Origin of the sequence: Nonomuraea gerenzanensis, from assembly GCF_020215645.1 — a bacterium.
Lineage (GTDB): Bacteria > Actinomycetota > Actinomycetes > Streptosporangiales > Streptosporangiaceae > Nonomuraea > Nonomuraea gerenzanensis.
The window spans coordinates 7,899,709-7,925,914 of record NZ_CP084058.1 but is presented as its reverse complement, the minus strand read 5'-3'; the positions used below and the strand labels follow the sequence as shown (position 1 = coordinate 7,925,914).

Genomic DNA, 26,206 nt, shown 5'->3' with positions numbered 1-26,206 from the left:
GCTCAGCGGTCAGCCGCGCTTGAGCCGGAGCGTGACCAGCTCGAACGGCCGCAGCGACACGGGGATCTCACCTCCCTGGCCGCGCGGCTCGCCCGTGGGCCGCTCCAGCAGGTCCGTCGGCACGACCTCGGCGACGGGGAAGCCGGCCCGCAGGGTCGCCTTCGCCCGGCCGCCGCGCGACTCGTGGAAGCGGACGATCACGTCGCCGCTCTCGTCGTCGGCCAGCTTCACCGCCGTCACCACCACGGCGTCGTCGTCCACCGTGACCAGCGGCTCCACCGGGGCCGCGCCGGGGACGCGGCGTTCGGGCAGGTTGATGAAGTACCCCTCGCGCACCGCGTCGCCGATCGCCGCGCCCGGCACCAGCGCGTGCCGGAAGCGGTGCGTGCCCTGGTCGGTCTCCGGGTCGGGGAAGCGCGGGGCGCGCAGCAGCGAGACGCGCAGCGTCGTGGTCGTGCCGCGCTCGTCCACCTCGCGGGTCACGTCGTGGCCGTAGGTGGAGTCGTTGACCACCGCCACGCCCCAGCCCGGCTCCTCCACGTGCACGAAACGGTGGTTGCACGCCTCGAACTTGGCCGCCTCCCAGCTCGTGTTCGTGTGGGTGGCGCGGAAGGCGTGGCCGAACTGGCTCTCGGCGGCGTACCGGTCGGCCCGCACGTCCAGCGGGAAGGCCAGCTTGAGGAACTTCTCCGTCTCGTGCCAGTCGACCTCGGTGTCGATCTCCAGCCGCCCCTCCCCGAGCGTGAGCCGCTGGGTAACCTTCGAGTGGCCGAACGAGCGCTCGATCACGACCGTGCCGCCGTCCAGCCGGAGGCCGCCGGTCTCGGTGAGGTCGGTGACCGTGCGGCGGTAGAACTCGTCCACGTCCCAGGCGTCCCACTTGTTGGGGAAGTCCTGGTGCAGCTGGAGCAGGTTCGCCGCCCGTCCCGGCGCGATCGTCTCGCGGCCGGCCCTCAGGTCGAAGGCCGACACGACCAGCCCGCGCCCGTCGATCTCCACCCGGAGCCGCTCGTCCTCCAGCACGAAGCCGCCGCCCTCGCGCGGGCGCGCCGCCGTGGCGGAGCGCCGGGCGGCGAGGGCCGCGCCGCCCGCGGGGACGCCGTGGCGGGCGTGCGGGGCGCCGTTGAAGACCAGCTCTCCCGGGCCGTCCCCCGCCAGCGCCCGCTGGGCGCCGTCGATGATCTCGTTCAGCTCGCGCGCCACCATCTCGTACGTCCTGCGCGCCTCCCGGTGCACCCAGGCGATCGACGACCCCGGCAGGATGTCGTGGAACTGGTGCAGCAGCACCGTCTTCCAGATCCGGTCGAGCCGCTCGTACGGGTAGGGGGCGCCCGCGCGCACCGCCGCCGTCGCGGCCCACAGCTCGGCCTCGCGCAGCAGCGACTCGCTGCGCCGGTTGCCCTGCTTGGTCTTGGCCTGGCTGGTCAGCGTGGCGCGGTGCAGCTCCAGATACAGCTCGCCGACCCACACGGGCGGCTGCGGGTACTCGGCCTCGGCCTTGGCGAAGAACTCCGCAGGCGTCTCCCACCTGACCATCGGGGAGCCCTCCAGGTCACGCACCCGGGCCGCCTTGGCGATCATCTCCCGCGTCGTGCCACCGCCGCCGTCGCCCCAGCCCGTCGGGGCCAGGGAGTGGCGGGCCACGCCCTTGTCCTTGAAGTTGCGGGCCGCGTGCGCCAGCTCCCTGCCCTGCATCGAGCAGTTGTAGGTGTCGACCGGCGGGAAGTGGGTGAAGATCCGCGTCCCGTCGATGCCCTCCCACAGGAACGTGTGGTGCGGGAACGTGTTCGTCTGGCTCCACGAGATCTTCTGCGTGAGCAGCCGCTTCGACCCGGCCGCCTTGATGATCTGCGGCAGCCCGGCCGCGAACCCGAACGTGTCGGGCAGCCACACCTCCTCGTTGTCCACGCCGAACTCGTCGATGAAGAACCGCTTGCCGTGCACGAACTGCCGGGCCATGGCCTCGGAGCCGGGCATGTTCGTGTCGGACTCCACCCACATGCCGCCCGCCGGGACGAACCTGCCCGCCGCCACCGCCTTGGTCACCTTCGCCCACACCTCGGGCCGGTGCTCCTTGACCCACGCCCACTGCTGGGCCTGCGACATCGCGAACACGAAGTCCGGCTCGTCCTCCAGCAGCGCGGTCATGTTGGACGTCGTGCGCGCCACCTTGCGCACGGTCTCGCGCAGCGGCCACAACCACGCCGAGTCGATGTGCGCGTGCCCGACCGCGCTGATCCGGTGCGCCGACGGCGCGGCCGGCGCGGCCAGCACCCCGGCCAGCTCCGCCCTGGCCGCCGCCGCGGTGCCGCCGACGTCCTGCAGGTCCACCGCGTCCAGCGCCCGCTCCACGGCACGCAGCAGCTCCCAGCGGCGGCCGCTGTCGACCGGCAGCTCCAGCATCAGCTCGCCGAGCACCTCCAGGTCCATCACCAGCTCCCACACCGTCTTGTCGAAGACGGCCAGGTCCATCCGGGTCAGCCGGTACAGCGGGTCGGAGCCGGCCGTCTCCTTGTCGCCCATCAGCGTCGGCTGGAACGCGTTGTGGCCCAGGATGACCGGGTTGGACGCGGCCTCGACGTGCAGCCGCACCTCCTCGCCGCCCTCGACCGGCTCGCCGATCCGTACCCACTGGTTGCGCGGGTTGAGCCCCTTGACCGGCGTGCCGTCGGGCCGGTAGACGAGCCCCTCGCACTGGAAGCCCGGCTTGTCCTCGTCGAAGCCGAGATCCAGGATCGCCTCCACGATCCGGCCGCCCCACTCCATCGGGACGGTGCCGGTGACGGTGAACCAGCTCGTCCCCCACGGTGCGCCCCACGCCTGACCCACCGCGATCGGCTCCGGCACGGCCGCCAGGCCCTCGGCCACCGGCACTGGCTCGTCCGGGGCGTGCCAGACGGCCACCTCCAGGGGGACGGACTCCGGGTGGATCGCCGGGCGGATCCGCTCGTTCAGCACGCGCTTCAGCCGGGCTTCGACCAGGTTGCGGTCGTCATGCATCAGGCAGGGCTCCTCATATCAGTCAGGCAGTGGCCAACAGCACGTTAGGCACGCTGTCGGCGCGAGGGCAACGGATCACCGCAGCCGATGCAGGAAGAGCCCGGCCAGCCGGGGCGCGCGGCAGCCCCTCCGGCCACGGCCCCTCGCGATTCTCGTCCACTCCACAGCTCACCCCGGCAGGCGGCCGCCCCCTCCGTCGCCGCCAGCCTTCTCCACCACGTACCAGAACTCATCCCGGTTCACGCCTCGTGACCCTATGGCACGGAGGTGTCCCTTAACGGGGATAGTTGAAAGGCGTACGTTTGACGCATGGCTGCGACCCCGGAAACCGTGCACTGGCGCGGCGTGCACCACCTCGCCCTGGTGACCGCGGACATGGACGCCACCGTGCGCTTCTGGCACGGCGTGCTCGACGCCCGTCTCGTCACCACCCTGGCCGTCCCCGCGTTCAAGCACTACTTCTTCGAGGTGGGCACGGGCAACACCGTCGCCTTCTTCGAATACACCGACCAGGAGCTCGACAGCTTCGCCAAGCCGGCCGGCGTGCCGTACGCGAAGGCGGCGCAGTTCGACCACCTGGCCCTGCACCTGCCGGACGAGGACGCGCTGCTGCGGCTGCGCGACCGGCTCAAGGCGCACGGCTGCGAGGTGACCGACGTCATCGACCACGGCTTCCTGCGCTCGATCTACTTCAGCGACCCGAACGGCATCGCGCTGGAGGCCTCCTGGTGGACCGTCGACCCCACGGGCCGGCCGGTGGACTACTCCGACGAGCGCCTGTTCGCCGACCCCGACCCGGTGCCCGCCGTACGCGAGCTGCGCGAGCACGGCCGGCTGCGGCACACGGTGGCGACCCGGCTGGTGGACGGCATCGTGGAGGACCTGCGCAGGGAGGGCATCACCCTGGAGTCCTGACCGGCACCTGCCCGACGGCTGATCATGTCAGGCAGGCGTGCAGCGCCCCGGCGAAGGCCCCCGGATCGCGAAGATAGCCCACGTGATCCCCGGGCAGCTCCACGGCCTGCCTGCCGAGCAGCTCGGCCACCGCCAGCGTGGTGCGGTGAAAGATCGTGCCCCGGTCCTCAGCCCCATGACCCACCACAACGGACGCCCCACGCAACGCCTCCGCATCGGGCAAGAACCCGCTGAACCCCCGCAACTCATAACGAAGATTAGGCTCAGCGTTGGCCGCCATCCTGGTCAGCATGTCCCGCACCCACTCCGGCAGGCCGGGAGCGGGCGGCCCGGGGGCCATCAGGCCGGTCTCCTCGCCCATCCGGCGCATCGCCGCGCCCGCCCCCTCGCGTTCGAACAGGTCGAGTGCCTCGGCCGTCATCCGGCGCCAGCGCTCCGCGTCCGGCAGCAGCTCGTAGACGGGCGGCTCGTGCGCCACCAGCCGCCGCACCCGGTCGGGGTGGCGGGCCATCAGGTCGAAGGCGATCAGCGCGCCCGCGTGGGTGGCGAAGACGTGGGCGGGTGCGGAGCCGGCGGCCTCCAGCAGGCGCAGCGCGTCGTCGGCGTGCTGCTCGACGGGACGGTCGCCGAACGGCTGCGACAGGGGGCTGCGGGAGTAGCCGCGCCGGTCGTAGGTGATGACCGTGTAGCGGGCGGACAGGATCTCGGCCAGCGGGGCGGCCATCGCCGGGTCCGTGCTGCCGCCGAGGATCACCAGGAGAACCGGGCCTGAGCCACGGACCTCGTAGTAGAGCCTGGCACCGGGGACGTCGAGCATTCCTGTGTCCATGGTGGGCTCACTGTAAACGGGGTGTGTTCGTTAGCCAACTCCCGTATGGCGGCTTTACGACAAGTCGGGATGTGGCCACGCCGAGGTCATAGACAGGGCCAGTTCAGGGTGGCTAGGAATTCGGTATTCGTGCTTACCGATTCTCTGGAGGTCGTCCATGCGTGGCTTACGGCGGGGGATGGTGGCGGCCGTCATGGTGGCCGCGTCGCTCTCGATGCCCGGCGCGTACGCCGACACCGTCGCACCCCCGTTCACGGCGGAGACGGCGGGCGGTGAGATCACCCTGATCACCGGTGACCGGGTGCGGGTGCGGGCCGTGGACGGCGGGCACAGCACGGTGACGGTCACCCCCGCGCCCAGGGCCGGCGGGTACGTGCCGACGTTCCAGGTGCTGGAGACCGGGCGGGGCACGACGGTCGTCCCCGACGACGTCGCCTCCCTGGTACCCGAGCGGCTCGACGCCGAGCTGTTCAACGTGACGGCGCTGGCCGAGCAGGGCTACGGGGCGGCCATCCCGCTGATCGTCACGTACGCCTCGCCGAACGCCGCCAAGGCCGCGCTGCCGGCCGTCGAGCAGGTGCGCACGCTGGAGAGCATCGGCGGCGCCGGTGTGCGGGTCGCGGCCAGGGACGCGGCGGCGTTCGGGGCGGAGCTGGCCAAGCTGGCCGCCCCGGCGACGCAGCGGGCCGCGGCGCCGCTGGCCGGGGTGGCGAAGATCTGGCTGGACCGCGAGGTGAAGCCGGCGCTGGAGGAGAGCCTGCCGCAGATCGGCGCGCCCGAGGCGTGGGCCGCCGGGTACGACGGCGCCGGCACCACCGTGGCCGTGCTCGACACCGGCGTGGACGCCACCCACCCCGACCTCGTGGGCAAGGTCGCCGACCAGCGCGACTTCACCGGTGAGAACACCACCGGCGACCCCCACGGCCACGGCACCCACGTGGCGGGCACGGCCTCCGGCGTGGCGCCCGGCGTCAGGCTGCTCAACGGCCGGGTGCTCGGCGCCGACGGTTACGGGCAGCTCTCCTGGATCATCGACGGCATGGAGTGGGCGGCCGGCGAGCAGCGCGCCGAGGTGGTCAACCTGAGCCTGGGCGGCCCGGAGGCGGGCGGCCCGCTCACCGAGGCCGTCACCCGGCTGACCCAGCAGTACGGGACGCTGTTCGTGGTGGCCGCCGGCAACGACGGCTGCGACGCGTGCGTGGGCGCCCCCGGCGACGCCCCCGAGGCGCTGACCGTCGGCGCGGTGGACGAGCAGGACGCCCTCGCTCCCTTCTCCAGCAGGGGCCCGATCGTGGCCGACCAGGCCGTCAAGCCCGACGTCACCGCCCCAGGCGTGGACATCACCGCGGCGAAGGCGGGCGGCGGCCGGGTCGCGATGTCCGGCACCTCCATGGCCACCCCGCACGTCGCGGGCGCGGCGGCGCTGCTGCGCCAGGCCCGCCCCGGCCTCACGGCGAACGAGCTGAAGTCCCTGCTCATGGCCACCGCGAAGCCGGGCGGCGACATCCCGGTGGACGCGCAGGGCGCGGGCAGGATCGACGTGGCCGCCGCCCTCAAGGGCTCGGTCGTGGCCTCGGCGGGCTCGCTCAACTTCGGCCGGCTCACCACGGGCGAGCAGAAGACGCTCACCATCGGCTACCGCAACCTCGGCCAGACCCCCGCCGAGCTGCCGTTGACGGCCGGCGACGCGTTCACCGTCGAGCCGGCCACGCTCACCGTGCCCCCGGGCGGCACCGCAGAGGCGAAGGTCACGCTCAAGGCGGGCGAGGAGGGGACGCTGCGCCAGGAGCTGACGGCCGCGGGCACCCGCACGCTGCTGACGGCCAGTGTCCAGGAGAAGCGGGTCGAGCTGCGCGTACGCGGCGTCGCCAGGGACGGCCGCCCCGGCCGGGGCGGCTTCACCGTGCTGAACCTGGACGAGGGCACCCTGGTCGGCCGCGTGCTCCCCGGCGACCCCGCCCAGCCGTGCACCGACGCCAGGTACGGCTCCGGCACCTGCCTGCTGGTCAAGCCCGGCACGTACTCGGTGCTCGGCCACATCTTCACCATGCCGGCCACGCAGGACAGCACCACCGGCGGCACCCCGCTCAACGAGAGCCTGCTCGGCGACCCCGAGCTGCGCATCACTGAGAACACCGAGATCGTGCTGGACGCCCGCAAGGCCGTCGAGGTCGAGATCGAGACCCCCGACCACGAGACCAAGCGCAACACCGGAGCCGCCGCCGCCCTCATGTGGTACCGCGCCGGCGAGCAGGGGACCGCGCTGCGCGGCGGCACCACGATCACGCCCGGCGGGCAGGTCGAGGAGCGCCTGTTCGTCCAGCCCACCAGGAAGGTCACCAAGGGCACGTTCGTGGTCGCCACCCGCTGGCGGCTCAAGGCCCCGGAGATCGCCTTCTCCACGCCCGGCCTGAAGCTGACCCCCGAGTACGTGAACCCCGTCCAGTTCAGCGACTTCTCCACCGACTACCCGCGCCTCGACGGCACCCGCCTGCTGCTGGCCGTGGACGCGGGCCGGGGCAGCGCCGGCGAGATCAGGGCCCGCGACCTGCGCGGCAAGCTCGCCGTCATCCGCCGCACCGACGGCGTGCCGGTCTCCGCCCAGTCGAACGCCGCCGCCGCGGCGGGCGCGGCCATGGTGGCCGTCTACAGCGACCGGCCCGGCTCCGACGTCACCACCGGCGGCAACGGTGTCAAGCTGGCCGTGCCGACCGTGCGGCTGACCCATGAGGAGGGGCTGAAGCTGGTGGAGCGGCTGCGCCGCCTGCCGGTCCCGGTGCTGGCCAAGGGCATCGCGGCCAGCCCGTACGTGTACGACCTGTACCTGCGTGAGCAGGGCAGGGTCCGCGACTCGCTCACCTATGTGGTCCGCGCCAGGTCGCAGGCCAGGATCGAGACCGGCTACCACAGCCAGCTCGCCGGCGACGTGACCGTCAACGAGGCCCGCTACGTCTTCGAGCCCTGGGACACCCTGTCGATCTCGACGAACCACCCCATGGCGCGCACGCCGCGCACCCGGATCGACTACGTCACCCCCGACGCCGCCCTGCGGTGGAGCACCTCCGCGGTGGCGCCGGAGCGTGCCTACAACAACCTGTGGCCGCAGGAGGAGCTCGCCAGGGTGTCGGTGTCGGCGCCGGAGATGCGCTCGTACGAGGCGGGGGAGCGGGTCGCCCGCACCGTGTTCAAGCAGCCGCTGCTGCCGGGAGTCAACCCGCGCAACCCGGTGCGCAGGGAAGGTGACAAGCTGCGCCTGTCGATGCAGGGCTTCGTGGACGCCGGGGGCAACTTCGGCGAGGCCTACACCAGCCTGTTCGAGCGCGGCCTGAAGACCGACTTCCGGCTCTACCAGGGCGACACGCTGCTCTGGCAGACGAACTACCTGCCCTCCGGGTCGGGCACGCTGGTGCCGGAGAAGGCCACGTACCGGATGGAGTACGACGTGGCGAACGAGTCGGCGTGGGCGAAGCTGTCCACTCGCACCAGGGCCGTGTGGACGTTCGCCTCGCAGCGGGAGACCGCAGTGATCCCGCTGCTGGTGGCCTCGTTCGACGCGCCCGTGGATCTGACGAACCGGGCCGGGTCCCGCACGCTGGGCCTGACCCTGCGCCACCAGGAGGGCGCCGGGCGGAGCGCCATCGAGGACGTCTCGCTGGAGGTGTCCTACGACGACGGCGCCACCTGGCGGCCGGCCCGCCTGCGGGCCCAGGGTGAGGGGGCCTACCGGACGACGCTCGACCGGTCGCGCTCCGGCTTCGTCTCGCTGCGGCTCAACGCCTCCGACGCGGACGGCAACACGCTGACGCAGGAGGTGATCCGCGCCTACGCCCTGCGCTGAACGCCGCAGGCGCGTCTCACTCGTCAGCCGGTCCGGCGAGCTCACGCGCGGCGTGGCTCGCCGGCCCGGCTCCTGTCGATGACCTCCTCCGTCGTCAGAGGGGAGCTGGGGTGCCACGTCAGGCACATGGGCACCCGCGTCCTGGCGAACGTGCTCCCTTCCCGCGCCACGTAGAACTCGCCCGACCGCAGCCGGGAGATGTCCGGGACGTCGCCGCCCTTCGACCGGGCCATCTCCCTGGCGGCGGTGATCTGGATCGGCGCGTTCAGCAGGCCGAAGAACTGGGTGGCCGAGTTGCCGGGGAGGTGGTTGTGCAGCCCCTTGGGCGCCTGGGTGGCGAAGACGAGGCCGAGGCCGTACTTGCGGGCCTGGGAGGCGAGCAGCACGGTGCTGCGGGTCGAGGCCGCGGAGCCGGTCGCGGGCGCGAACGTCTGCGCCTCGTCCATCACCAGCAGCGCGCCCAGCGGCCGGTCCTGCGCCGGATGCCGCTTGAACCAGACGAACAGCTCCATCTGCAGCTGGCTCACGAAGCTCTGCCGCTGCTCCGCGGCGGGCAGCCCGACCAGGCTGATCACCGACACCCGCGCCCGTCTGCCCGGCGGCGGGGTCACCAGCAGGCCGGGATCCACCGGCGTGCCGGCGCCGCCGAACAGCGGATCGTTGTCCATGGCGGCGGTCAGCGACTGGGCCAGCTCGGCGGCGATGCGGGGGGCGTTGGCCAGCTCGCTCACGCCGTCGGGCAGGTCGGACAGCAGCGCGGCGAACCCCTTGAGGCTCGTCGCGCCCCGGCGGCCGTAGTGCGCCAGCGCCTTCCTGAGCACGGCCTGCCCGAGCTGCGCCTTGCCGGTGTTGGCGTCGAGGCGGATGCGCGGCGCGATGAACGCCACCGCGGCCTCGACCGCCTCGGTGAACTCGTCGGGGTCGTCGGCCAGGCCTCTGAAGTCCGGCAGCGGCTGGAAGGCCAGCGGGCGGCCGCCCGCTCTGCCGGGGGTCCAGATCACCACGTCGGTGCCGTTCAGGTAGGCATCGGCGCGGCGGGCGTCGCCGTCCTCCCAGGACGGGGGCGGCTGCGGCCAGCGCTCGCCCAGCCTGGCCAGGTCGTTGTTCGGGTCGAGGACGATGGCGGAGACGCCGAGCAGGGCGCACTCCTCGATCAGGCGCCTGATGAGCACGGTCTTGCCCGAACCCGAGCCGGCGAAGATCGTGACGTGTTTCCTGAGTGCCTCCAGGGCCAGGGTCACGGGGGCGCCGTCGGCCGTCCTCCTGCCGATCGGGAGGGACGGCGCGCGGGCCGCGGGGGCGACCGAGCCGGAGTGGGGCGAGCGCGCGGGTGCCGGCTGCGGGCTTCCCGGCGCGTGCGCCGGCTTCGGGCTTCCGGGCGCGTGCGCCGGCTTCGGGCTTGCGGGCGAGGGTGCCGAGCGTGGGTTCGCAGGCGGGTCCGCGGGCGGGTTCGCGGGCGCGGGCGCTGGTTGTGGGGTTCCGGGCGCGGGACGCGGGACCGTCGTCCGCTCTCCAGGAACGCTCCACACCTCGGCCAGCGCCTCCCGCAGGAACCACACCCCGGACGTCGGCCGGCGTTCGGCCAGCCAGGCCGCCAGGTGCGGCGGGCTCTCCGCGAGCAGCACCTGCAACGCGGCGAGCACCCGGAGATCCTTCTCGCTCACCGGCAGAGTCCTCCCGCCGGCCTGCTCGAACTCCCTGAGGGCCGCCCGCGTCGCCACCCCCTGCGACCACGGCGTGTTCCGCAGCAGGAACAGCCGCCGCTTCGGCACCTCGGCATCCAGCCCCGCCGCCACGGACGCCCGGCGGATGCGGTTCAGCGCCGCGTTGCCGTGCCCGGCGGAGACCGCCCGGAAGGCCCAGTGGACCTCGTCCTCCCTGGACTCGTCGAGGGTGCGGCGCAGCCGGGCGTGCAGCGGCGGTTTCGGGCTGGGCGGCGGGTCCACGCTGAAGGCCAGGCCGCTCTCCCCGCGCTCGGCGATCCACGCCGACAGCCCGGCGGCCAGCAGCGCGGGCATCGTCACGTCCTCGGTCGTCTGGTCGAAGCGCGGTGCCGGGCCGCCGTCCCGCAGCTCCGCGAACCGCGCGTCGATCACGCCCAGGTCCTCGGGAGGCAGGTGCGGTGCCGTCGCGGCGGGCGTGGCGGGCGTGGCGGGCGTGGTGGGCGTGGTGGGCGTGGTGGGCTCCTGCTCGGCGGTGAAGCCGGTGAGCTCCCTGACCTCCTCGTCCAGCAGGCACGCGCGGACGTGCTGGTCGATGCGTCGGAGCAGCTCCCGCGGGGTGAAGCCGGGCGCCTGCTCGAAGGCCTCGGGCCGCACCGGCCACGTGGGGTAGGGCGGCTTGACGCCGGCCTCGCCGTACTGGACCTCGAAGCGTCTGGTGACGATGGCCCGGGCGGTCTCCGCGTCCGGGATGGTCTTGAGCTGGACCGCCTGCCTGAACCGGTCGCGCACCGTGTCCACCGCCACGTTCTCGATGAGCGTCCAGGTCGCGGGGATGCAGGTCACCACGGTCAGCGTCCTGCGGGTGACCTCCCGCAGCGCCATGAGGCCGCCGGCGATGCGCTCGATCATCAGCGCCTCGCCGCGATCGTGGACGGCCCCCGCGGTCGCGGTCGAGGACTGCGCCACCAGGGGGTCGATCTGGTCCACGGCGATGATCGTCGGCCCGGTGAGCGCCAGCAGGCGGGAGACGTCCCTGACGATCTCCTGCGGCGACCTGCCGAGCTGCCTGATGCCCCACCTGGCGCGCTCGCCGGCCTCCCCCTCCGGCGCGGACGACAGGAACGCCTCCCCGAGATCCTGGAGGCCGAGGTCGTCGCCGGCCAGCAGCACCAGGGCCCGCACGGTGTCCTGACACTCCCGGCCGACCTGGGGCTCCCTGCGGCGCAGCGCCACCACGAACGCGTCCAGCTCCTCCCGGGTGACGGGTCTCTTGCCGGTGATGGCCCGCCTGGCCATGCGGGTCAGGCCGGTCTCCGTGGCCAGGCGATCGAGGAACAGCGTGAGCTGGGCCTGGCCGTCCGGCCCTCGGCGCGACAGGCTGTCCAGGATCGACACCATGGTGCTCTCCCAGAAGCCCCTGGCGTCCAGCAGCCCCACGAGGACGAAGTAGCCGCCCTGGCTCTGCACCTGCGCCCGGGCCCAGCCGAGCAGGTGCGTCTTGCCCGTGCCCCGCTGCCCCTGGATGACCACGCCGATGGGGCTGACCTCCGGGTGGTGCGCCGCCTCGGCCAGGCCGTCGCGCAGGATCCTCGTGGAGGCGCCGTGCAACCCCGCCACGTGGTACGCCGAATGACGCCACACGTCGTCGGCGCTCTCGGTGTAGTTGAAGGTCAGCGCGGCCAGGTCGGGCACGCCGCCCGTCATGCGGGGCCGATCCACAGCAGGTGCTTGCGCTGGCCGCCGATGAGGACGGCGGCCTCGCGATCGGCGGGCGTGAGCGTCTTCTGGTTCGACTCGGGGACGAGGTTCACGTCCGGGAGCCGTTCCATGCGGGTCAAGGTCTCGTCCACCTGCGCCCTCGGCACGTCGGCCAGCTGCTCCCGCAGGCCGGCCAGCCCCACCCACGTGCCGGGGCTCGCGGCCAGCTCGGCGTACGCGCCGCGGACACGTGACTCGAGGTCGCCCGCCGCCGGGTCGCCCGCTGGAAGGCCGCCTGCCGGGAGGTCGCCTGCCGGGAGGTCGCCTGCCGGGAGGTCGTCCGTCTCGCCGCTTTCGTCGTCCGGCTGGAAGACCTCGGCGAGGCTCTGGTCCGTGCGCCGCATGTAGCGGGGCAGCCAGTCCAGCAGCGCCCGCGCCATCGCCCCGGACGAGCCCGTCTGCGGCGGGATGTTGCCCGTGCGCAGGTCCTCCGCCAGCCGTGCCCAGCCGGCGTCCGTGAGCACGTGCAGGAACACCCGGCCGGGCTTCCTGCTCTCGACCAGCTTCAAGGCGTTGAGCCGATGCCGCTTCTGGCCGTCGATCGTCAGTCTGTGTCGTTGCTTGAGCTCGGTGTTGGAGATCTCACGGGCCTCGACGGCCAGCACCACCATGGCCGAGAAGTCGGGGAGTGAAAGCCCGTTGTGCGGCATCTCTTATCCTTCCGTCCTGCGGCGGCTCCGCAGGAACTGTGCGATCTGGCGGATCACGGTTTCCGTGTCGGTCAGTACCTGAACATCGAGGAAGCGCAGGACGGCGTAACCATCGAGCTGGAGGCGCACGTCGCGCTGCCGGTCGGCGGCGAACTTGGCGGCGCCGCGGTGGTCGGGCCCGTCGATCTCCACCACGCACCGTTCCTTCTCCCAGAGCAGGTCCAGGCGAACGGGGGTGGCCAGGGGGTGCGGCTGGTACGCCTGGTTCCAGGCGCGGCCTGACGCCCACGCGCATCCGGCGAGCGCCGCTTCCAGGGCCTGCTCGCTGGGGCTGCCGGGGTGCGGCCTGCCTGCTATCGCCGGGTAGAGCATGCGGGGCGGCGTGCCGCCGGGGTCGGCGGGCGGGGTGGCGAGCCCTGGCCGGGGGAGCCGCGGCTGCACCGTCTCCACCCGGTCGACGGCGTCCAGCGGGGCGCCCGTGAGCCACACCCCGGCCGGCGCCCGGTGGGCCAGCCATTCACAACCCGCGACGAGCACCTCCTGTGCGGCCGGCGCCAGCCCCGCGGGCACGCGGACCACGACGGCCAGCCCGGCCCTGCCGAAGCTGTCGGCCAGCACCCTGGCCAGGCCCGCCACCCGCACCTCCGGCCCGAACCCGCCGGCCGACCCGGCCTGCGCCCGCACCGGCGAGTCAGCCTGCGCCCGTGCTGCCGAGCCGGTCGGCGCCCGCCCTGCTGAGTCCGCCAGTGCCCGCGCCGCCAGTGCCCTCGCCGCTAGTTCGGCGAGGAACGGGCCGTAGTGCTCGCTGGCCGCCGCCCTGCGCAGCGCCAGCGACCGGACGGCCGCCACGTTCGCACCCCCGGCGCCCTCGATCCCGGAGGCCTCCGGCAGCCAGGCAGGGAACAGCGCGATGGCCGCCTCGTCCAGCTCGCGCAGGACCGAGGCGACCATGCCGGTGAGCGATCGCACCTCGCCGGGAAGGTAGGTGAGGATGGCCGGGGCGTCCGGCGGCAGCGGGTCGATGCTCAAGGCCACGGCCTCGGCGTCCGCGACCAGCCGGACCACCCGGCCGGCAGGAAGCTGCGACCACGACCGCACGAGCACCGCCCCAGATGGACCTGATGATCAACATCTGTGACGTTATAGGCCCTTCAGCCGGCTGTCATCCCGGCCGGCATCGGCGCGGGGGCGGCCAGCGGGGCGCGGGTCAGCATGGCCTGGGCCAGGCTCGCCTTGACCAGGGCCGCGCCGCGCACCACCGGGACCAGGGTCAGCGCGAACAGCACGCCGATCGCGGTGTTGAAGACGACGAACGTCGTGTCGCCGCCGCCGAGGCCGAGCAGCTCGGGCAGCGTCAGGTTCACGCCGGGCAGGGCGGCGATGATCCACCCGTACAGGGGGAAGGTGAGGCCGGCCAGCGTGCCGGCCCACCAGACGGCGGTGACGACGGAGGCGGCCAGCGAGATCGGGAAGGCGACGATGCCGTAGAGCAGGTCGAGCACGGCCTGCCCGCTGGTCAGCGGGTTCATCGTGCGGCGGAACCAGCCCGCCCACGCCGGGGCCGGCGGGTAGGGCGGGCGGGCCACGGGGCGGCCGAGCACGCCGGGCAGGGCCACGCGCTCGAAGTCGGCCAGGTTCCTGGCCGCCGCGGCGGTGGCGGCCAGGATCGGCAGGCCGACGAAAACGACCGCGGTGCCGAGCCCGGCCGAGACTCCGGCCACCACGACGGCGAAGTGCAGGAGGGCCGCCGGCAGGCCGAGCAGGGTGTAACGGGTGTCGGTGGCGAGGCGGTGCCAGAGGCTGAGGCGGGTGTCGGTGGCGGGGCTGTGCCGGAGGGTTGTCATGGGGACGACGCTACGGGCGCGCCCGTGGCCCGCTCGATCCCGCGTGCGGCCCAATGAGGGGTAGGGCCGGCACTACTGGCGGAAGCCGCGCTCGTCGCGGTCGCGGCGGAAGGCGTCCAGGCGGTCGAAGTCCAGCTCGTGCAGCGAGACGGGCGCGTCGGGCGGGCCGGTGAAGAAGCCGGTGTGCGTGCGCGGGCAGGGGTTGGCGAAGCCGGTGACCCCGGCGCACGGATGGCCGAGGTAGGTGGTCTCGTGGTGCCAGTCGCTGACCGCCACGTACGTCATGAACTCGTAGGCCCGCGCCACGCTCATGTGCTGCCACAACTCCCGCGCCGGGGCGGGCCCGTCCCAGCGGGTCACGGAGAAGGCGGGCACCAGCACCGCGTCGAGCCTGTCGTGCCCGGCCAGGCCGCCCGAGTACCACAGGTCGGCGCAGAGCAGCACGTGCAGGCGGCGGCCGTCCAGCTCGAAGCCCGCGCTCGGCCGGCCGGGCCGCACGCCGGAGCGCAGCTCCAGCCCGTACGGGTGCACCTTGTCGTACTCCAGCAGCAGCGTGCCGTCCGGGCCGAAGACCGCGCCCCGGTTGACGGGGCCGTCGTAGTGCGAGCCCCCGACGACCGTCATGCCGGAGCCCTCGGCCAGCGCGCGGACCCTGGCCAGGTAGTCGGCGCGGGGCAGGCTGGAGCCGGCCAGCTCGGGCAGCAGCATCACGTCCCCGGAACGGGAGCCGAGCAGCTCCTCGACGGCGTCGAAGTTCGCGTGACCGTCGGGGGACCAGTGCGGGGGTTGAACCAGGAGGATCTTCACGTCTCTACTGTGACCGGCCCGGGATGGCGGCGAGCAACTCGCGGGTGTAGTCGTCGGACGGATGGTCGAAGATCTCCTCGGCGGTGCCGCTCTCCACGATCCGGCCGCCGCGCATGACGTGCACCGCGTGCGAGATCATCCGTACGACGGCCAGGTCGTGGCTGATGAACAGGTAGCTGAGCCCCAGCTCCCGCTGCAGCTCGGCGAGCAGCTCCAGGATCTGCGCCTGCACCAGCACGTCCAGCGCCGAGACGGCCTCGTCGAGCACGACCAGCTCCGGCGACAGGGCCAGTGCGCGGGCGATGGCCACCCGCTGGCGCTGGCCGCCGGACAGCTCGTGCGGCAGCCGCCCGGCCAGCGACGCGGGCAGCGACACCTTCTCCAGCAGCTCGGCCGCCGCCTTCCCGCGCTCGGCCGCGCTGCCGACGCCGTGCACGCGCAGCGGCTCGGTGATGGACTTGGCCACCGTGTAACGGGGGTCGAGCGAGGCGTACGGGTTCTGGAAGACCGGCTGCACCCGGCGGCGGAAGGCGAACAGCTCCTTCCTGCCCAGCGCGGTCAGGTCCGTGCCGTCGAAGCGGATGCCGCCCGCGGTGGGCGCGTCCAGGCCGAGCAGCAGGTTCGCGGTCGTCGACTTGCCGGAGCCCGACTCGCCCACGATCGAGACGGTACGGCCGCGCGGGATGGCGAACGACACCCCGTCCACCGCCGTGAACTCCTCCCCGGTGCCCCTGACAGGGAACACCTTGCGCAGCCCGTCCACCACCACCAGGTCGGGCTCGGTGGAGGGCGGCGCGCTGACGCGGACCGACGACAGGCTCGGCACGGCCCGCAGCAGCCGCCGGGTGTACTCGTGCGCGGGGTCGGACAGGATCCCGGCGGCAGGGCCGGTCTCGACGATCTCGCCCTGGTACATGACGGCCACCACGTCGGCCCGCTCGGCCGCCAGCGCCAGGTCGTGCGTGATGAGGAAGACGGCCGTGCCCATCTCGGCGGTCAGCTGCGCGAGCTGGTCCAGGATGCGCCGCTGCACGGTCACGTCCAGGGCGGAGGTCGGCTCGTCGGCGATGAGCAGCCTGGGCCGGCAGGCCAGCCCCATGGCGATCAGCACCCGCTGCCGCATGCCGCCGGAGAACTCGTGCGGGTACTGCCCGATCCGCCGCTCCGCGTCCGGGATGCCCACCATGTCGAGCAGTTCGAGCACGCGGGCCCGCGCCGCCCGGCCCGTGGCCACCCCGTGCACCTCCAGCGCCTCGGCGATCTGGTCGCCGACGCGCATCAGCGGGTTGAGGTTCGACATCGGGTCCTGCGGCACCAGGCCGATGCCCGCGCCGCGGATCGCGGTCAGCTCGCGCCGGCTCGCCGTGGCCAGGTCCCGGCCCTCGAACAGCACCTGGCCGCCGGTGATGCGGCCGTTGTCGGGCAGCAGCCGGTTGACCGCGGCGGCCGTGGTGGACTTGCCGGAGCCCGACTCGCCGACCACGGCGACGGTCTGGCCCGGCTGGATCTCCATCGAGACGTTCCTGACGACGGTGACGTCCCGCTTGCGGGTGCGGAAGGCGACCGAGAGGTCGCGGATCTCCAGGAGCGCGCTCATGCGGTTTCCGATCGGTGTGCGATGTCCTGCAGCAGGGCGGTCCAGAGGTCGTCCGTGGGCGTCGGCGCGCCCTCGACGAGCAGGCGGTTGCTCGCCAGCGCCAGCGCGATGTCACGGCCGGGCACGAAGCCGACCGCGCAGCCCACGTAGCCCGGGTGCCCGAGCACGGTGACGGTCTCGCCGGGCAGCTCCAGCGCGTACCTGCGGAAGCCGAGCGCCTGCTCCTGGTCGGGGCCGGGGGCGAGGAACTCCCTGACGACCTCCGGCCGCCACAGGTGGTCGTACTCCTCGTACCTGGACATGACCAGGCCGTAGCGCAGCAGGTCGGACACCGTCGAGAACAGGCCCGCGTGCCCCGCGACGCCGTCGAGCGCGTGGTAGGCGTTGCCGTCGGCGACCTGCCCGAGCACCGGCTCGGCCCGCCAGCGGGCGAAGTCGCCGCTGCGGTAGGGCACCGGGTACGGGCGGCCGGTGTCGAGCATGGTCATCTCGGCCCGGTCGTCCAGCGCGCTCATGGCCACCTCGGAGCCGGCCGGGCGGGCGTAGGTGGTGGAGGTCAGGCCCAGCGGCCGGGTGACCAGCTCGGCCAGCGCCCGGTCCAGGCGCAGCCCCGTCACCTGCGTGACGATCCTGCCCAGCAGGATGAAACCCAGGTCGGAGTAGTGGCGTGCGCGCCCGGGACGGTAGCGGGGCGGCGGGAGCTGCGGCTGGATGTACAGCGGCCACCACTCCCACAGGCCGCCGCGGTGCAGCAGCAGGTCCCGCACGGTGATCGCCTCGTACGACTTCGGCAGGTACGCGCTCAGCGGCGCGTCCAGGTCCACCAGCCGGTCGGACACCAGCCGGATCAGCATCGTGGTGGTGGCCACCACCTTGGTCACCGAGGCGAGGTCGTGGTAGGTGTCCATGGTCATCGGCGCCGCGTCCCCGGCCGGCACCGTCCGGTGGCCGCGGCACTCGTCGAGGTCGAACCAGGGTGTGCGGGCCGCCATGATCAGGCCGGGTGGCGCGTTCATGCCAGCCTCAGCGACCGGGGCGGCGCGGTGGCCGGGGCGGGCAGCACCAGCGGCCCTGCGCCCGGGGTCAGCGTGCCCAGGATGCGGGCGCCCGCCGCGCCCGTCCCGCCGGGGACCGTGCCGGGCAGGCCGTGCGCGGTGAGCCAGCCGATCAGCGCGAACGCGATCGCCTCCTTGTCGTCGGCGGGCGCGCCGAAGTCGTCGGACGGCGACACGGTCACGCCGGGCAGCGCGGCCCGCAGCCCGGCCATGACGACCGGGTTGCGGCACCCGCCGCCGGAGACGACCAGCGTGCCCACCCCGGCCGCCCGCACGTCGTGCGCGACCGTGCGCACGGTCAGCTCGGTCAGCGTCGCCACCAGATCGGCGTCCCCGGCGCTCACACCGGCCCTGGCCAGGGCCGCGTCCACGTACTCGAGGTGGAACAGCTCCTTGCCGGTGCTCTTCGGCGCGGCCAGCCGGTAGTACGGCTCGTCCAGCAGCACCGCCAGCAGGCGCTCGGACACCCGGCCCGACGCCGCGATCCGCCCGTCCTCGTCGAAGCCGCGCGGATGCAGCCCCCGGCTCGTCACCACGGCGTCGATCAGCGCGTTGGCCGGGCCGATGTCGTAGGCGTACAGGGTGTCGCCGCGCACCACGGTCATGTTCGCGATGCCGCCCAGGTTGAGCGCCGCGGCGCCGCCCTCGTACGCGCCGAGCAGCAGCCCGTCCAGCACCGACACCAGCGGCGCCCCGTGCCCGCCGGCCGTGATGTCCCTGATCCGCACGTCCGACAGCACGGGCGCGCCGGTCCGCTCGGCGATCCAGGCGGGCTGCCCGATCTGCAGGGTGCCGAGCGCGTGCGCGCCCTCCACCCAGTGGTAGACGGTCTGCCCGTGCGAGACGACCAGGTCGACCGGCCCGCCCGCCTCGATGGCCGCGGCCGCCGCCCCGGCGAAGCTCTGCCCGATGAGCGTGTCGAGCACGCACACCTCCGCCAGCGTCGCCGGCGCGGGCGGCAGCGCCGCGATCAGCCGCGCCCGCAGCTCCGCCGGGTACGGCGTGCTCGCGGTGTGCCTGACCCGGCCTTCGAGCACGCTCCCGACCAGCTCGAAGTCCACCACGGCCACGTCGATCCCGTCGTGCGAGGTGCCGGAGATCATCCCGAGAACCCTCATGACAGCTCCCCCAGAGCCGCGCGCAGCCGCCCGCCGGCCGCGGCCAGCCGGGCCGCCGCGTCCTGCGGCGACAGGTCGAAGCGCGTGGCCACGACCGCCTGCTTGACGTTGAACCCGTTCGCGTCCAGGGCCGCCAGCGCCTCCTCGCGCCCGCTCCCGGTGATCGTGCGTACCATGCGCACGGCCCGCTCGCGCAGCTTGCCGTTGCTGGCCTTCACATCGACCATGAGGTTGCCGTACGTCTTGCCCAGCCGCACCATCACGATCGTGGAGAACATGTTGAGCACGAGCTTCTGCGCCGTGCCCGCCTTGAGCCGGGTCGAGCCGCTGATCACCTCGGGCCCGACCAGCACCTCGATGGCGTGCTCCGCCGCCGCGCTGAGCGGCGTGCCCGCGTTGCACGACAGGCCGACGGTCAGCGCGCCGTGCTCGCGCGCCCGCCGCACGGCGGCCAGCACGTACGGCGTGCGCCCGCTGGAGGCGACGCCCACCACGGTGTCCAGCGGCCCGATCAGGGCGGCGTCCACGGCGGCGGCCCCCGCAAGCTCGTCGTCCTCGGCCCCCTCGCAGGGGGAGACGATCGCGCTCTCGCCGCCCGCGATGATCGCGAAGACCTGCTCGGGCGGCGTGGAGAACGTCGGCGGGCACTCGGAGGCGTCCAGCACGCCCAGCCGTCCCGGCGTGCCCGCGCCCACGTAGACGAGCCGGCCGCCGGCCTCCATGCGCGCGGCCGTGGCCTCGATCGCCGCCGTGATGTCCGGCAGCGCGGCGGCGACGGCGGCGGGCACGGTGGTGTCGGCCGCGTTCATGGCCGCCGCCAGCTCGCCCACGCTCATCGTGTCGATGCCGGCGAAGCGCGGATCGGCCGACTCGGTGGTCAGTTCTGACAGGTTCACCGGTTACCTCGGTTCCGGGGGTCGAGAGTGTCACGCAGGCCGTCGCCGAGCAGGTTGAGCCCCACCACGAGCAGCACGACGACCACGCCGGGCGCGATCAGCGTCCACGGCGCGATGAACACCAGGCTGCGCGCCTCGAAGATCATCGAGCCGAGCGACGGCGCCGGCGGCGGGGTGCCCAGGCCCAGGAAGCTCAGCGACGCCTCGGTCAGCACCGCCCACGACAGCGACAGCGCCACCTGGACGACGATGATCGAGGTGATGTTGGGCAGCACGTGGCGCAACATGATCTGCCAGCGGCTCTGGCCGGTGGAGACGGCCGCCTTCACGTACTCGATCTCCCTGAGCGAGAGCACCGGGCCGCGCGTGACGCGGATGAAGATCGGCACGTACACGATGGCGATGGCCACGGCGATCGTGAACCAGTTGCGATCCAGCACCGAGGCCAGCGACAGCGCCAGCAGCAGCGGCGGGAAGGCGAACAGCACGTTCGTCACCCCGCCGATCGCGCCGTCGGCCAGGCCGCGGTAGAAGCCGGACACCAGCCCGCCCAGCGTGCCCACCACGGTCGCGAACGCCACCGCGACCACCGCGATCAGCGCCGAGTTGCCGACCCCGGCCGCCACCCGGGAGAAGACGTCCCGGCCGAACTGGTCGGTGCCGAACAGGTGCGCGCCCGACGGCGCCTGGAAGCGCGAGGGCGGATGTTGCGCGATCGGGTCGTACGGCAGCAGCCCCAGGTACGACAGCACCGCCACGACCGCCAGCAGCACGAGGATCACGATGCCCGCCAGCGCGGCGGGGCTGCGCCTCACGACGCCCTCACCCGCGGGTCGATCACCCGGTAGAGCAGGTCGGTCAGCAGGTTGACCAGCACGAACGCCAGCGCGATCACCAGCACCGTGCTCTGTACCACCGCGTACTCCTTCTGCTGGATGCCGAGCAGCACCTGCCGCCCGATGCCCGGCACGGAGAAGATCTGCTCGACCACGACCGCGCCGCCCAGCAGGTAGCCGAACTGCAGCCCGGTCATGGTCACGATCGGCACCAGCGCGTTGCCCAGCACGTGCCGCACCTGCAGCCGCCGCTCCGGCACGCCCTTGGCGCGGGCGGTGCGCACGAAGTCGTTCGAGCGCACCTCCAGCACGGCCGTGCGGGTGGTGCGCAGGATCGGCGCCGCGATGCCGAAGCCCAGCACCAGCGCGGGCAGCAGCATCTGCTGCAGGTTGAGCAGCGGGTCCTCGGTGAGCGTGGCGAAGCCCTGCCCGTTGGGGTTGAACCCGAACGACGCGGCGAAGATCGACAGCAGCGTCGTGGCCAGCAGGAACGCCGGGATCGACAGCCCGGCCAGGCTCACGACCTGGCCGGCGGCGTCCCTGGCCGAGTTCGTCCTGGAGGCGGCCAGCGTGCCCAGCGGCACCCCGATCAGCAGCGCCAGCACGATCGACAGCACGGCCAGCTCGAACGTCACCGGCAGCGCGTGCAGGGTCAGCTCCAGCACGCTCTGCTGGGAGCGGGCCGAGTAGCCGAAGTTGCCGGTGAACATGTTGCCCAGCCACGAGAAGAACTGGGCGACCAGCGGCTGGTCCAGGCCGTAGTACTGCTCCAGGGCCTGCCGCTGGGCCGGGGTGAGCGCGGCGGCCTCCGTGCCCAGCCCGGCCGTGATCTGGTCGCCCGGCAGCGCCCGCAGCATCACGAAGACGACCACGGCCACCCCGAACAGGATGCCGATCGTCTCCGCGACGCGCCGCAGCGGCCGGTTGCGCAGCAGCCTCATCCGACCGCGGTGGTCCGCAGGTACTGCAGCGAGCCGCTGGCCATCGGCGTGAAGCCGGTCACGTTCGCCGTCGTCGCGGTGTAGGTGTAGCCGGAGAACAGCCAGATCCAGGCGGCGTTGTCCTCCAGGTGCGCGCCCACCTGGTCGTAGATCGCCTTGCGCGCGGCCTGGTCGCTGGTGGCCTTGCCCTGCGCGAACAGCTTGTCCAGCTCGGGGGAGCTGTAGCCGGCGACCTTGTTCAGGTTGCCCTCGCTGGTGAAGTAGCGGCCGTAGGAGCCGTCGGGGTCGGGCCGCCCGCCGTTGAGCGCGACGGCCGCGTCGAAGTCGGCCGCCACCCAGCGGTCCACGAACGCGCCCGACTCCAGCACCTCCAGCTCCAGGTTGATCTTCGCCTCGGCGAGCTGGGCCTTGAGGTTCTGCGCCTCGTTGACGGAGGTGGCGTACTCGCCCTGCGAGACGATGGTCTTGACCGTCACGCCGCCGGACTTGCCGGCCTTGCCGAGGTACTCCGCGGCCTTGGCCAGGTCGCGGTTCGGGCAGGGGCGCTTGTTCGGGTCCGACTTGAACGCCGGGGCGGTGATCGGCCCGGTCACCTCGCCCTCGCCGAGCGCGGCGGTGTCGAGCACCTGCTTACGGTCGATCGCGCACTGGATCGCCAGCCGCACGTTGACGTCCTTGAGGTCGCCGCGCTGCGCGTTGAGCTGCAGCGCGTGGTAGTTGAGCTGCGGCGTCTTGGCCACGGTGATCGTGCCGCCGCCCTCGGCGGTCTGCGCGACGAGCGGGTCGTTGAAGACGGCGAGCTGCACGTTGCCCGACTGCATGGCCGAGACGATGGACGACTCGTCGGGGATCACCCGGAACTCGACGGAGCCCACCTTCGGCTTCTCCGCGCCCCAGTACTTGTCGTTCCTGTTGAGCGTGATCGACTGGCTGGCCACCCGCTTGCCCAGCGTGAACGGCCCGGTGCCGTTGGGCGTGGCGTTGAGCTTCTCCTCGGTGTCGTCGGAGGAGAGGATGGCCATGTTGACGGTGGCCAGGTTGGCGGGCAGCGCGGCGTCGGGGCCGGTCAGCTCCAGCACCACCGTGCTCGCGTCGGGCGCCTCGACGGACTTCACCGACGCCAGCGACGCCCGGGCCACGGCCGCCGTCTTCTCGTCCATGATCTTGTCGAGGGACGACTTGACGTCCTTGGAGTCGAACGTGCTGCCGTCGGCGAACGTGACGCCCTGCCGGAGCTTGAGCGTCAGCTGCTTGCCGTCCTCGGCGGCCTGCCACGACTCGGCCAGGCCGGGCACCACGTTCAGGTCCTTGTCGAACTCGGTGAGCGTGCCGTACAGGTTCTGCAGCACGTTGACGGCCGTGAACTGGGTGGCCTTCCAGGGGAAGAGCGTGTCGGGGTCGGAGGTCACGCCGACCACCAGCGAGCCGCCCGCCTGACCGGCAGGGGTGCTGCTGGCGGCTGGCCCGGAGGAGGACGAACAGGCGGTCAGGGCGAGGGACAACGCGGCGGCGAGGCCGGCCGCGGAGAAGGCGCCACGGGGCATGTGGTCTCCTTCGGGCAGTAGGTCATAAAATTACGCAGACCCTACCACCGGGGTATTTTCTTTCCAGCGACGGGGTGACGATGGCCGAACAAGCCGAGACGCTGCTCATCCGCATCCGCGCGGCCATGCCGGCCCTGCGGCCGTCCGAGCGGCGCATCGCCGAGTTGTTCGTCGGCGACCCGTCCACCGCCGCCAACCTGTCCATCGCCGAGCTGGCCGCCCGCTGCGAGACCTCGACGACCTCTGTGGTGCGCTTCTACCAGCGCATGGGCTACGCCCACTACAAGCACTTCCGCATCGACCTGACCAGGGCCGTGGCCAGGGAGGAGCTGGCCGCCGCCAGCCTGCCGGAGGTGTCGGGCGACATCGACAGGAACGACAGCCTGGAGGGCATCGTCTCCAAGGTGGCGATGAACGAGACGCTCTCCATCGCCGACACCGCCCGCATGCTCGACATGGAGGCGCTGGGCGAGGCGGTGGCGCGGCTGCTGGCCGCGCGCAGGATCGACACCTTCGGGGTGGGCGCGAGCGCGCTGGTCGGGCTGGACCTGCAGCAGAAGCTGTCCCGCATCGGCCGCACCGCGATCAACTGGCACGACTCCCACTCGGCCTGGACCTCGGCGGCCACGCTCGACCCCGGCTGCGTGGCGGTGGCGGTCTCGCACAGCGGCGCCACCGTGGACACCGTCGAGTTCCTGGCCATCGCCCGCAAGGCCGGCGCCGCCACCGTGGCGATCACGAACTTCCGCGAGTCGCCGCTGGCCCGCGCGGCCGACGTGACGCTCACGACGGCCGCGCGGGAGACCCGGTTCCGCTCGGGGGCGCTGGGCAGCCGCATCGCCCAGCTCATGGTGGTGGACTGCCTGTTCACGGGGGTCGCGCAGGCCTCCTACGACGCTTCGATGGAGGCGCTGCGCAACACGTACGCGGTGATCCACGACCGCAGGGTCAAACGCGCCTAGCCGGGGCTCTGGACCGTCTCGCAGTCCACGCTGACCCGGTCGCGCGCCCCGGCGTCGATCAAAGCCACGTCGGTGCCCTCGCCGCAGGACGACGACTGGTCGCCGGTGTCGTCCCGCAGGTCGATCACGTCGTCGCCGCGGCCCGAGGACAGCAGGTCCCGCCCGTTGCCCCCGGTGAGCCGGTTGTTCAGGTCGTCGCCGGTGAGCCTGTCGCCGAACGAGCCGCCGACCACGTTCTCGGTCTGGACGTTGTCCTCGTCGGCGGGGCGGGCGCCGTCGGCCGCGCGCCCGTCGTTGTAGCGGAAGTCCAGGCTCACGTTGACGCCGTCGGTCCCGGTCGGGCCGGTGGCCGGCACGCCCTGGTAGTCGGCGGTGTCCACGCCGAGACCGCCGAAGTACATGATCCGGCTGGTCGCCGCGCCCACGCTGCCCTTGGACTGGCCGGGACGGAAGACGTCGTCGCCGCCGTCACCCTCGACGTAGCCCTGCAGCGGGACGAGCGAGGTGAACCTGTCGGCGCCCTCACCCAGCCGGGCGGAGATCCGCGTGATGCCGGCCGAGCAGCGCGCGGTCGTCAGGTCCCCCGGGGCCGAGACGCAGCCGGCGCCGGGCGTGATGTTCACCGAGTCGCTGATCCGCAGCACGTTGGTGCCCGACTCGAGGGTGATCAGGACCTTGTTCGAGTCGGCCGAGCCGACGTAGTCGAGCTGCAGCAGGCCGCCGCTGACCACCCGGACGGAGGCGGACGAGGTGCCCGCGGACGCGGCGTGACCGGCGGCGGGGAGCGCGGCCAGGGCGCCGACGGCCAGGCCGCCGAGTAACGAGAGGTGCAGGGCTCGACGCTTGAGCGGGTGCATGACTCCTCCTCATGGAGTGCTTGAAACTTTGACAGGCCCCATGGTGGAACGGAATTTTGTTCTGCTCTGCGTCTTTGTGCGCGAACGAGCTGTCATCCTCGCAACATCTTCACAGGCCGGATTCACCTGCGGTTCACTGACCGGCCCTACCTTGTAGCCCCATGAGCTGGAGGTACCGGGCCAACGCCACACTCGAGGGCCTGACGGGATACTCGTTGACGCGCAAGCTGCAGAAGGAGCCGCCCAAACCGCCACCGCCGCCCAAGGTGCCGCTGGAGCTGCAGCGGCTGCCCGGCGACAAGGTCCGCCCGCCCGTGGACCCCGCGCACGACCGGCTGCTGCGCGAGCCCGTCTTCCTGCTGTCGTCCGTACGGTCCGGCTCCACGCTGCTGCGCGTCATGCTCAACAGCCACTCCCGGATCCACTCGCCGATCGAGACGCATTTCAGGCGGGTCACCATCGGCCTGGGCACCGACCCCGTACGCCAGGCCATGGAGCTGCTCGGCCACACCCACAGCGACATCGAGCACCTCGTCTGGGACCGGCTGCTGCACCGCGAGCTGACCCGCAGCGGCAAGTCGATCATGTGTGAGAAGACGCCCAGCAACGTCTTCGTCTGGCGGCGCATCGCCACCTGCTGGCCAGACGCGCGCTTCGTCTTCCTGCTGCGTCATCCGATGTCGATCGTGCAGTCCTGGCACGAGGCCGACCCGGTCAAGCGGCCGATGAGCGAGGCCGTGCCGCGCACGCTCAACTACATGAAGTACCTGGAGGAGGCGCGCACCCATCTGGAGGGGCTGACCGTGCGGTACGAGGAGCTGACGGCCGACCCGGAGGGTCAGCTCCGCCGGATCTGCCTGTACCTCGGCGTGGAGTTCGAGCAGATCATGCTGGAGTACGGCAGGAAAGACCACGGCGGCTTCGTCAAGGGCATCGGCGACTGGCGCGACAAGATCCGCACCGGCACCGTGGTGGCCGGCAGGCCGCTGCCGACGCCCGAGGAGATCCCCGCCGAGCTGCACGACATCTGCCGGACGTGGGACTATCTCGCCTGATGGGCGGCACCCTCCGTCGGTTGCCACTCTGTGACAGAGT

The 26,206-nt window shown here is 72.7% G+C and carries 19 protein-coding genes; 4 read left to right on the top strand and 15 right to left on the bottom strand.

Annotated features, from left to right (window positions below):
- Positions 1–9 precede the first annotated feature (9 nt).
- Positions 10–3,000: an alpha-mannosidase gene (locus LCN96_RS36650; RefSeq protein WP_225267002.1), complete on the bottom strand. Its 2,991-nt coding sequence runs from the start codon at positions 2,998–3,000 to the stop codon at positions 10–12.
- 309 nt (positions 3,001–3,309) lie between these two features.
- Here LCN96_RS36650 and LCN96_RS36645 point away from each other — a divergent pair, with 309 nt between their 5' ends.
- A complete protein-coding gene (locus LCN96_RS36645; protein ID WP_225267001.1) occupies positions 3,310–3,915 on the top strand; it encodes a VOC family protein in 606 nt (201 codons plus the stop codon).
- Between the two features lie 22 nt (positions 3,916–3,937).
- On the opposite strand, the gene LCN96_RS36640 is transcribed toward LCN96_RS36645, so the two are convergent.
- On the bottom strand, positions 3,938–4,732 hold the full coding sequence (locus tag LCN96_RS36640) for an alpha/beta fold hydrolase (RefSeq protein ID WP_225267000.1): 795 nt from the start codon (positions 4,730–4,732) through the stop codon (positions 3,938–3,940).
- 169 nt (positions 4,733–4,901) lie between these two features.
- Here LCN96_RS36640 and LCN96_RS36635 point away from each other — a divergent pair, with 169 nt between their 5' ends.
- Positions 4,902–8,582 (top strand): S8 family peptidase, encoded by a 3,681-nt coding sequence (locus LCN96_RS36635; RefSeq protein ID WP_225266999.1) that lies wholly within the window; start codon positions 4,902–4,904, stop codon positions 8,580–8,582.
- 41 nt (positions 8,583–8,623) lie between these two features.
- Here LCN96_RS36635 and LCN96_RS56865 read toward each other — a convergent pair whose 3' ends face one another.
- The 12 genes from LCN96_RS56865 to LCN96_RS36575 form a co-directional block, all read right to left on the bottom strand.
- Positions 8,624–11,950, bottom strand: a complete 3,327-nt coding sequence (locus tag LCN96_RS56865; protein ID WP_263657367.1) for an ATP-binding protein — start codon at positions 11,948–11,950, stop codon at positions 8,624–8,626.
- Positions 11,947–12,654 (bottom strand): hypothetical protein, encoded by a 708-nt coding sequence (locus LCN96_RS36625; protein ID WP_225266998.1) that lies wholly within the window; start codon positions 12,652–12,654, stop codon positions 11,947–11,949. The genes LCN96_RS56865 and LCN96_RS36625 overlap by 4 nt, the downstream gene beginning before the upstream one ends.
- Positions 12,655–12,657: 3 nt before the next feature.
- Positions 12,658–13,758, bottom strand: coding sequence for an endonuclease domain-containing protein (locus LCN96_RS36620; RefSeq protein ID WP_225266997.1), 1,101 nt, complete (start codon positions 13,756–13,758; stop codon positions 12,658–12,660).
- 47 nt (positions 13,759–13,805) lie between these two features.
- Entirely contained in the window at positions 13,806–14,498 is a 693-nt protein-coding gene (locus LCN96_RS36615) for a sensor domain-containing protein (protein ID WP_225266996.1), read from the bottom strand.
- A 72-nt stretch (positions 14,499–14,570) separates the two neighbouring features.
- Positions 14,571–15,305: a carbon-nitrogen hydrolase family protein gene (locus LCN96_RS36610; RefSeq protein ID WP_225266995.1), complete on the bottom strand. Its 735-nt coding sequence runs from the start codon at positions 15,303–15,305 to the stop codon at positions 14,571–14,573.
- Between the two features lie 4 nt (positions 15,306–15,309).
- Positions 15,310–16,902: an ABC transporter ATP-binding protein gene (locus LCN96_RS36605; protein ID WP_225266994.1), complete on the bottom strand. Its 1,593-nt coding sequence runs from the start codon at positions 16,900–16,902 to the stop codon at positions 15,310–15,312.
- Positions 16,899–17,918, bottom strand: a complete 1,020-nt coding sequence (locus LCN96_RS36600; RefSeq protein WP_225266993.1) for a serine hydrolase domain-containing protein — start codon at positions 17,916–17,918, stop codon at positions 16,899–16,901. Before LCN96_RS36600 ends, LCN96_RS36605 begins: the two co-directional genes overlap by 4 nt.
- Complete coding sequence (locus LCN96_RS36595; RefSeq protein WP_225266992.1) at positions 17,915–19,075, bottom strand: anhydro-N-acetylmuramic acid kinase; 1,161 nt, start codon at positions 19,073–19,075, stop codon at positions 17,915–17,917. Before LCN96_RS36595 ends, LCN96_RS36600 begins: the two co-directional genes overlap by 4 nt.
- Positions 19,072–19,971: an N-acetylmuramic acid 6-phosphate etherase gene (gene murQ, locus LCN96_RS36590; RefSeq protein WP_225266991.1), complete on the bottom strand. Its 900-nt coding sequence runs from the start codon at positions 19,969–19,971 to the stop codon at positions 19,072–19,074. The genes LCN96_RS36595 and murQ overlap by 4 nt, the downstream gene beginning before the upstream one ends.
- A complete protein-coding gene (locus tag LCN96_RS36585) occupies positions 19,968–20,786 on the bottom strand; it encodes an ABC transporter permease (RefSeq protein ID WP_225266990.1) in 819 nt (272 codons plus the stop codon). Before LCN96_RS36585 ends, murQ begins: the two co-directional genes overlap by 4 nt.
- Positions 20,783–21,748: an ABC transporter permease gene (locus LCN96_RS36580; protein ID WP_225266989.1), complete on the bottom strand. Its 966-nt coding sequence runs from the start codon at positions 21,746–21,748 to the stop codon at positions 20,783–20,785. Before LCN96_RS36580 ends, LCN96_RS36585 begins: the two co-directional genes overlap by 4 nt.
- The gene (locus LCN96_RS36575; RefSeq protein WP_225266988.1) at positions 21,745–23,292 is read right to left on the bottom strand and encodes an ABC transporter substrate-binding protein; all 1,548 of its coding nucleotides are present in this window, start codon (positions 23,290–23,292) and stop codon (positions 21,745–21,747) included. The genes LCN96_RS36580 and LCN96_RS36575 overlap by 4 nt, the downstream gene beginning before the upstream one ends.
- Positions 23,293–23,372: 80 nt before the next feature.
- Here LCN96_RS36575 and LCN96_RS36570 point away from each other — a divergent pair, with 80 nt between their 5' ends.
- Positions 23,373–24,254, top strand: a complete 882-nt coding sequence (locus LCN96_RS36570) for a MurR/RpiR family transcriptional regulator (protein ID WP_225266987.1) — start codon at positions 23,373–23,375, stop codon at positions 24,252–24,254.
- Here the strand turns inward: LCN96_RS36570 and LCN96_RS36565 are convergent.
- Entirely contained in the window at positions 24,251–25,111 is an 861-nt protein-coding gene (locus LCN96_RS36565; protein WP_225266986.1) for a hypothetical protein, read from the bottom strand. The genes LCN96_RS36570 and LCN96_RS36565 overlap by 4 nt on opposite strands.
- Positions 25,112–25,272: 161 nt before the next feature.
- On the opposite strand from LCN96_RS36565, the gene LCN96_RS36560 reads away from it, so the two are divergent.
- Positions 25,273–26,166 (top strand): sulfotransferase family protein, encoded by an 894-nt coding sequence (locus tag LCN96_RS36560; protein ID WP_225266985.1) that lies wholly within the window; start codon positions 25,273–25,275, stop codon positions 26,164–26,166.
- The last annotated feature ends 40 nt before the right edge of the window (positions 26,167–26,206 follow it).

Excerpts from the sequence above, each read along its gene's own strand:
- LCN96_RS36650 (WP_225267002.1), bottom strand. The coding sequence starts at position 3,000 with ATGCATGACGACCGCAACCTGGTCGAAGCCCGGCTGAAGCGCGTGCTG.
- LCN96_RS36645 (WP_225267001.1), top strand. The coding sequence starts at position 3,310 with ATGGCTGCGACCCCGGAAACCGTGCACTGGCGCGGCGTGCACCACCTC.
- LCN96_RS36640 (WP_225267000.1), bottom strand. The coding sequence starts at position 4,732 with ATGCTCGACGTCCCCGGTGCCAGGCTCTACTACGAGGTCCGTGGCTCA.
- LCN96_RS36635 (WP_225266999.1), top strand. The coding sequence starts at position 4,902 with ATGCGTGGCTTACGGCGGGGGATGGTGGCGGCCGTCATGGTGGCCGCG.
- LCN96_RS56865 (WP_263657367.1), bottom strand. The coding sequence starts at position 11,950 with ATGACGGGCGGCGTGCCCGACCTGGCCGCGCTGACCTTCAACTACACC.
- LCN96_RS36625 (WP_225266998.1), bottom strand. The coding sequence starts at position 12,654 with ATGCCGCACAACGGGCTTTCACTCCCCGACTTCTCGGCCATGGTGGTG.
- LCN96_RS36615 (WP_225266996.1), bottom strand. The coding sequence starts at position 14,498 with ATGACAACCCTCCGGCACAGCCCCGCCACCGACACCCGCCTCAGCCTC.
- LCN96_RS36605 (WP_225266994.1), bottom strand. The coding sequence starts at position 16,902 with ATGAGCGCGCTCCTGGAGATCCGCGACCTCTCGGTCGCCTTCCGCACC.
- LCN96_RS36600 (WP_225266993.1), bottom strand. The coding sequence starts at position 17,918 with ATGAACGCGCCACCCGGCCTGATCATGGCGGCCCGCACACCCTGGTTC.
- LCN96_RS36595 (WP_225266992.1), bottom strand. The coding sequence starts at position 19,075 with ATGAGGGTTCTCGGGATGATCTCCGGCACCTCGCACGACGGGATCGAC.
- LCN96_RS36580 (WP_225266989.1), bottom strand. The coding sequence starts at position 21,748 with ATGAGGCTGCTGCGCAACCGGCCGCTGCGGCGCGTCGCGGAGACGATC.
- LCN96_RS36575 (WP_225266988.1), bottom strand. The coding sequence starts at position 23,292 with ATGCCCCGTGGCGCCTTCTCCGCGGCCGGCCTCGCCGCCGCGTTGTCC.
- LCN96_RS36570 (WP_225266987.1), top strand. The coding sequence starts at position 23,373 with ATGGCCGAACAAGCCGAGACGCTGCTCATCCGCATCCGCGCGGCCATG.
- LCN96_RS36565 (WP_225266986.1), bottom strand. The coding sequence starts at position 25,111 with ATGCACCCGCTCAAGCGTCGAGCCCTGCACCTCTCGTTACTCGGCGGC.
- LCN96_RS36560 (WP_225266985.1), top strand. The coding sequence starts at position 25,273 with ATGAGCTGGAGGTACCGGGCCAACGCCACACTCGAGGGCCTGACGGGA.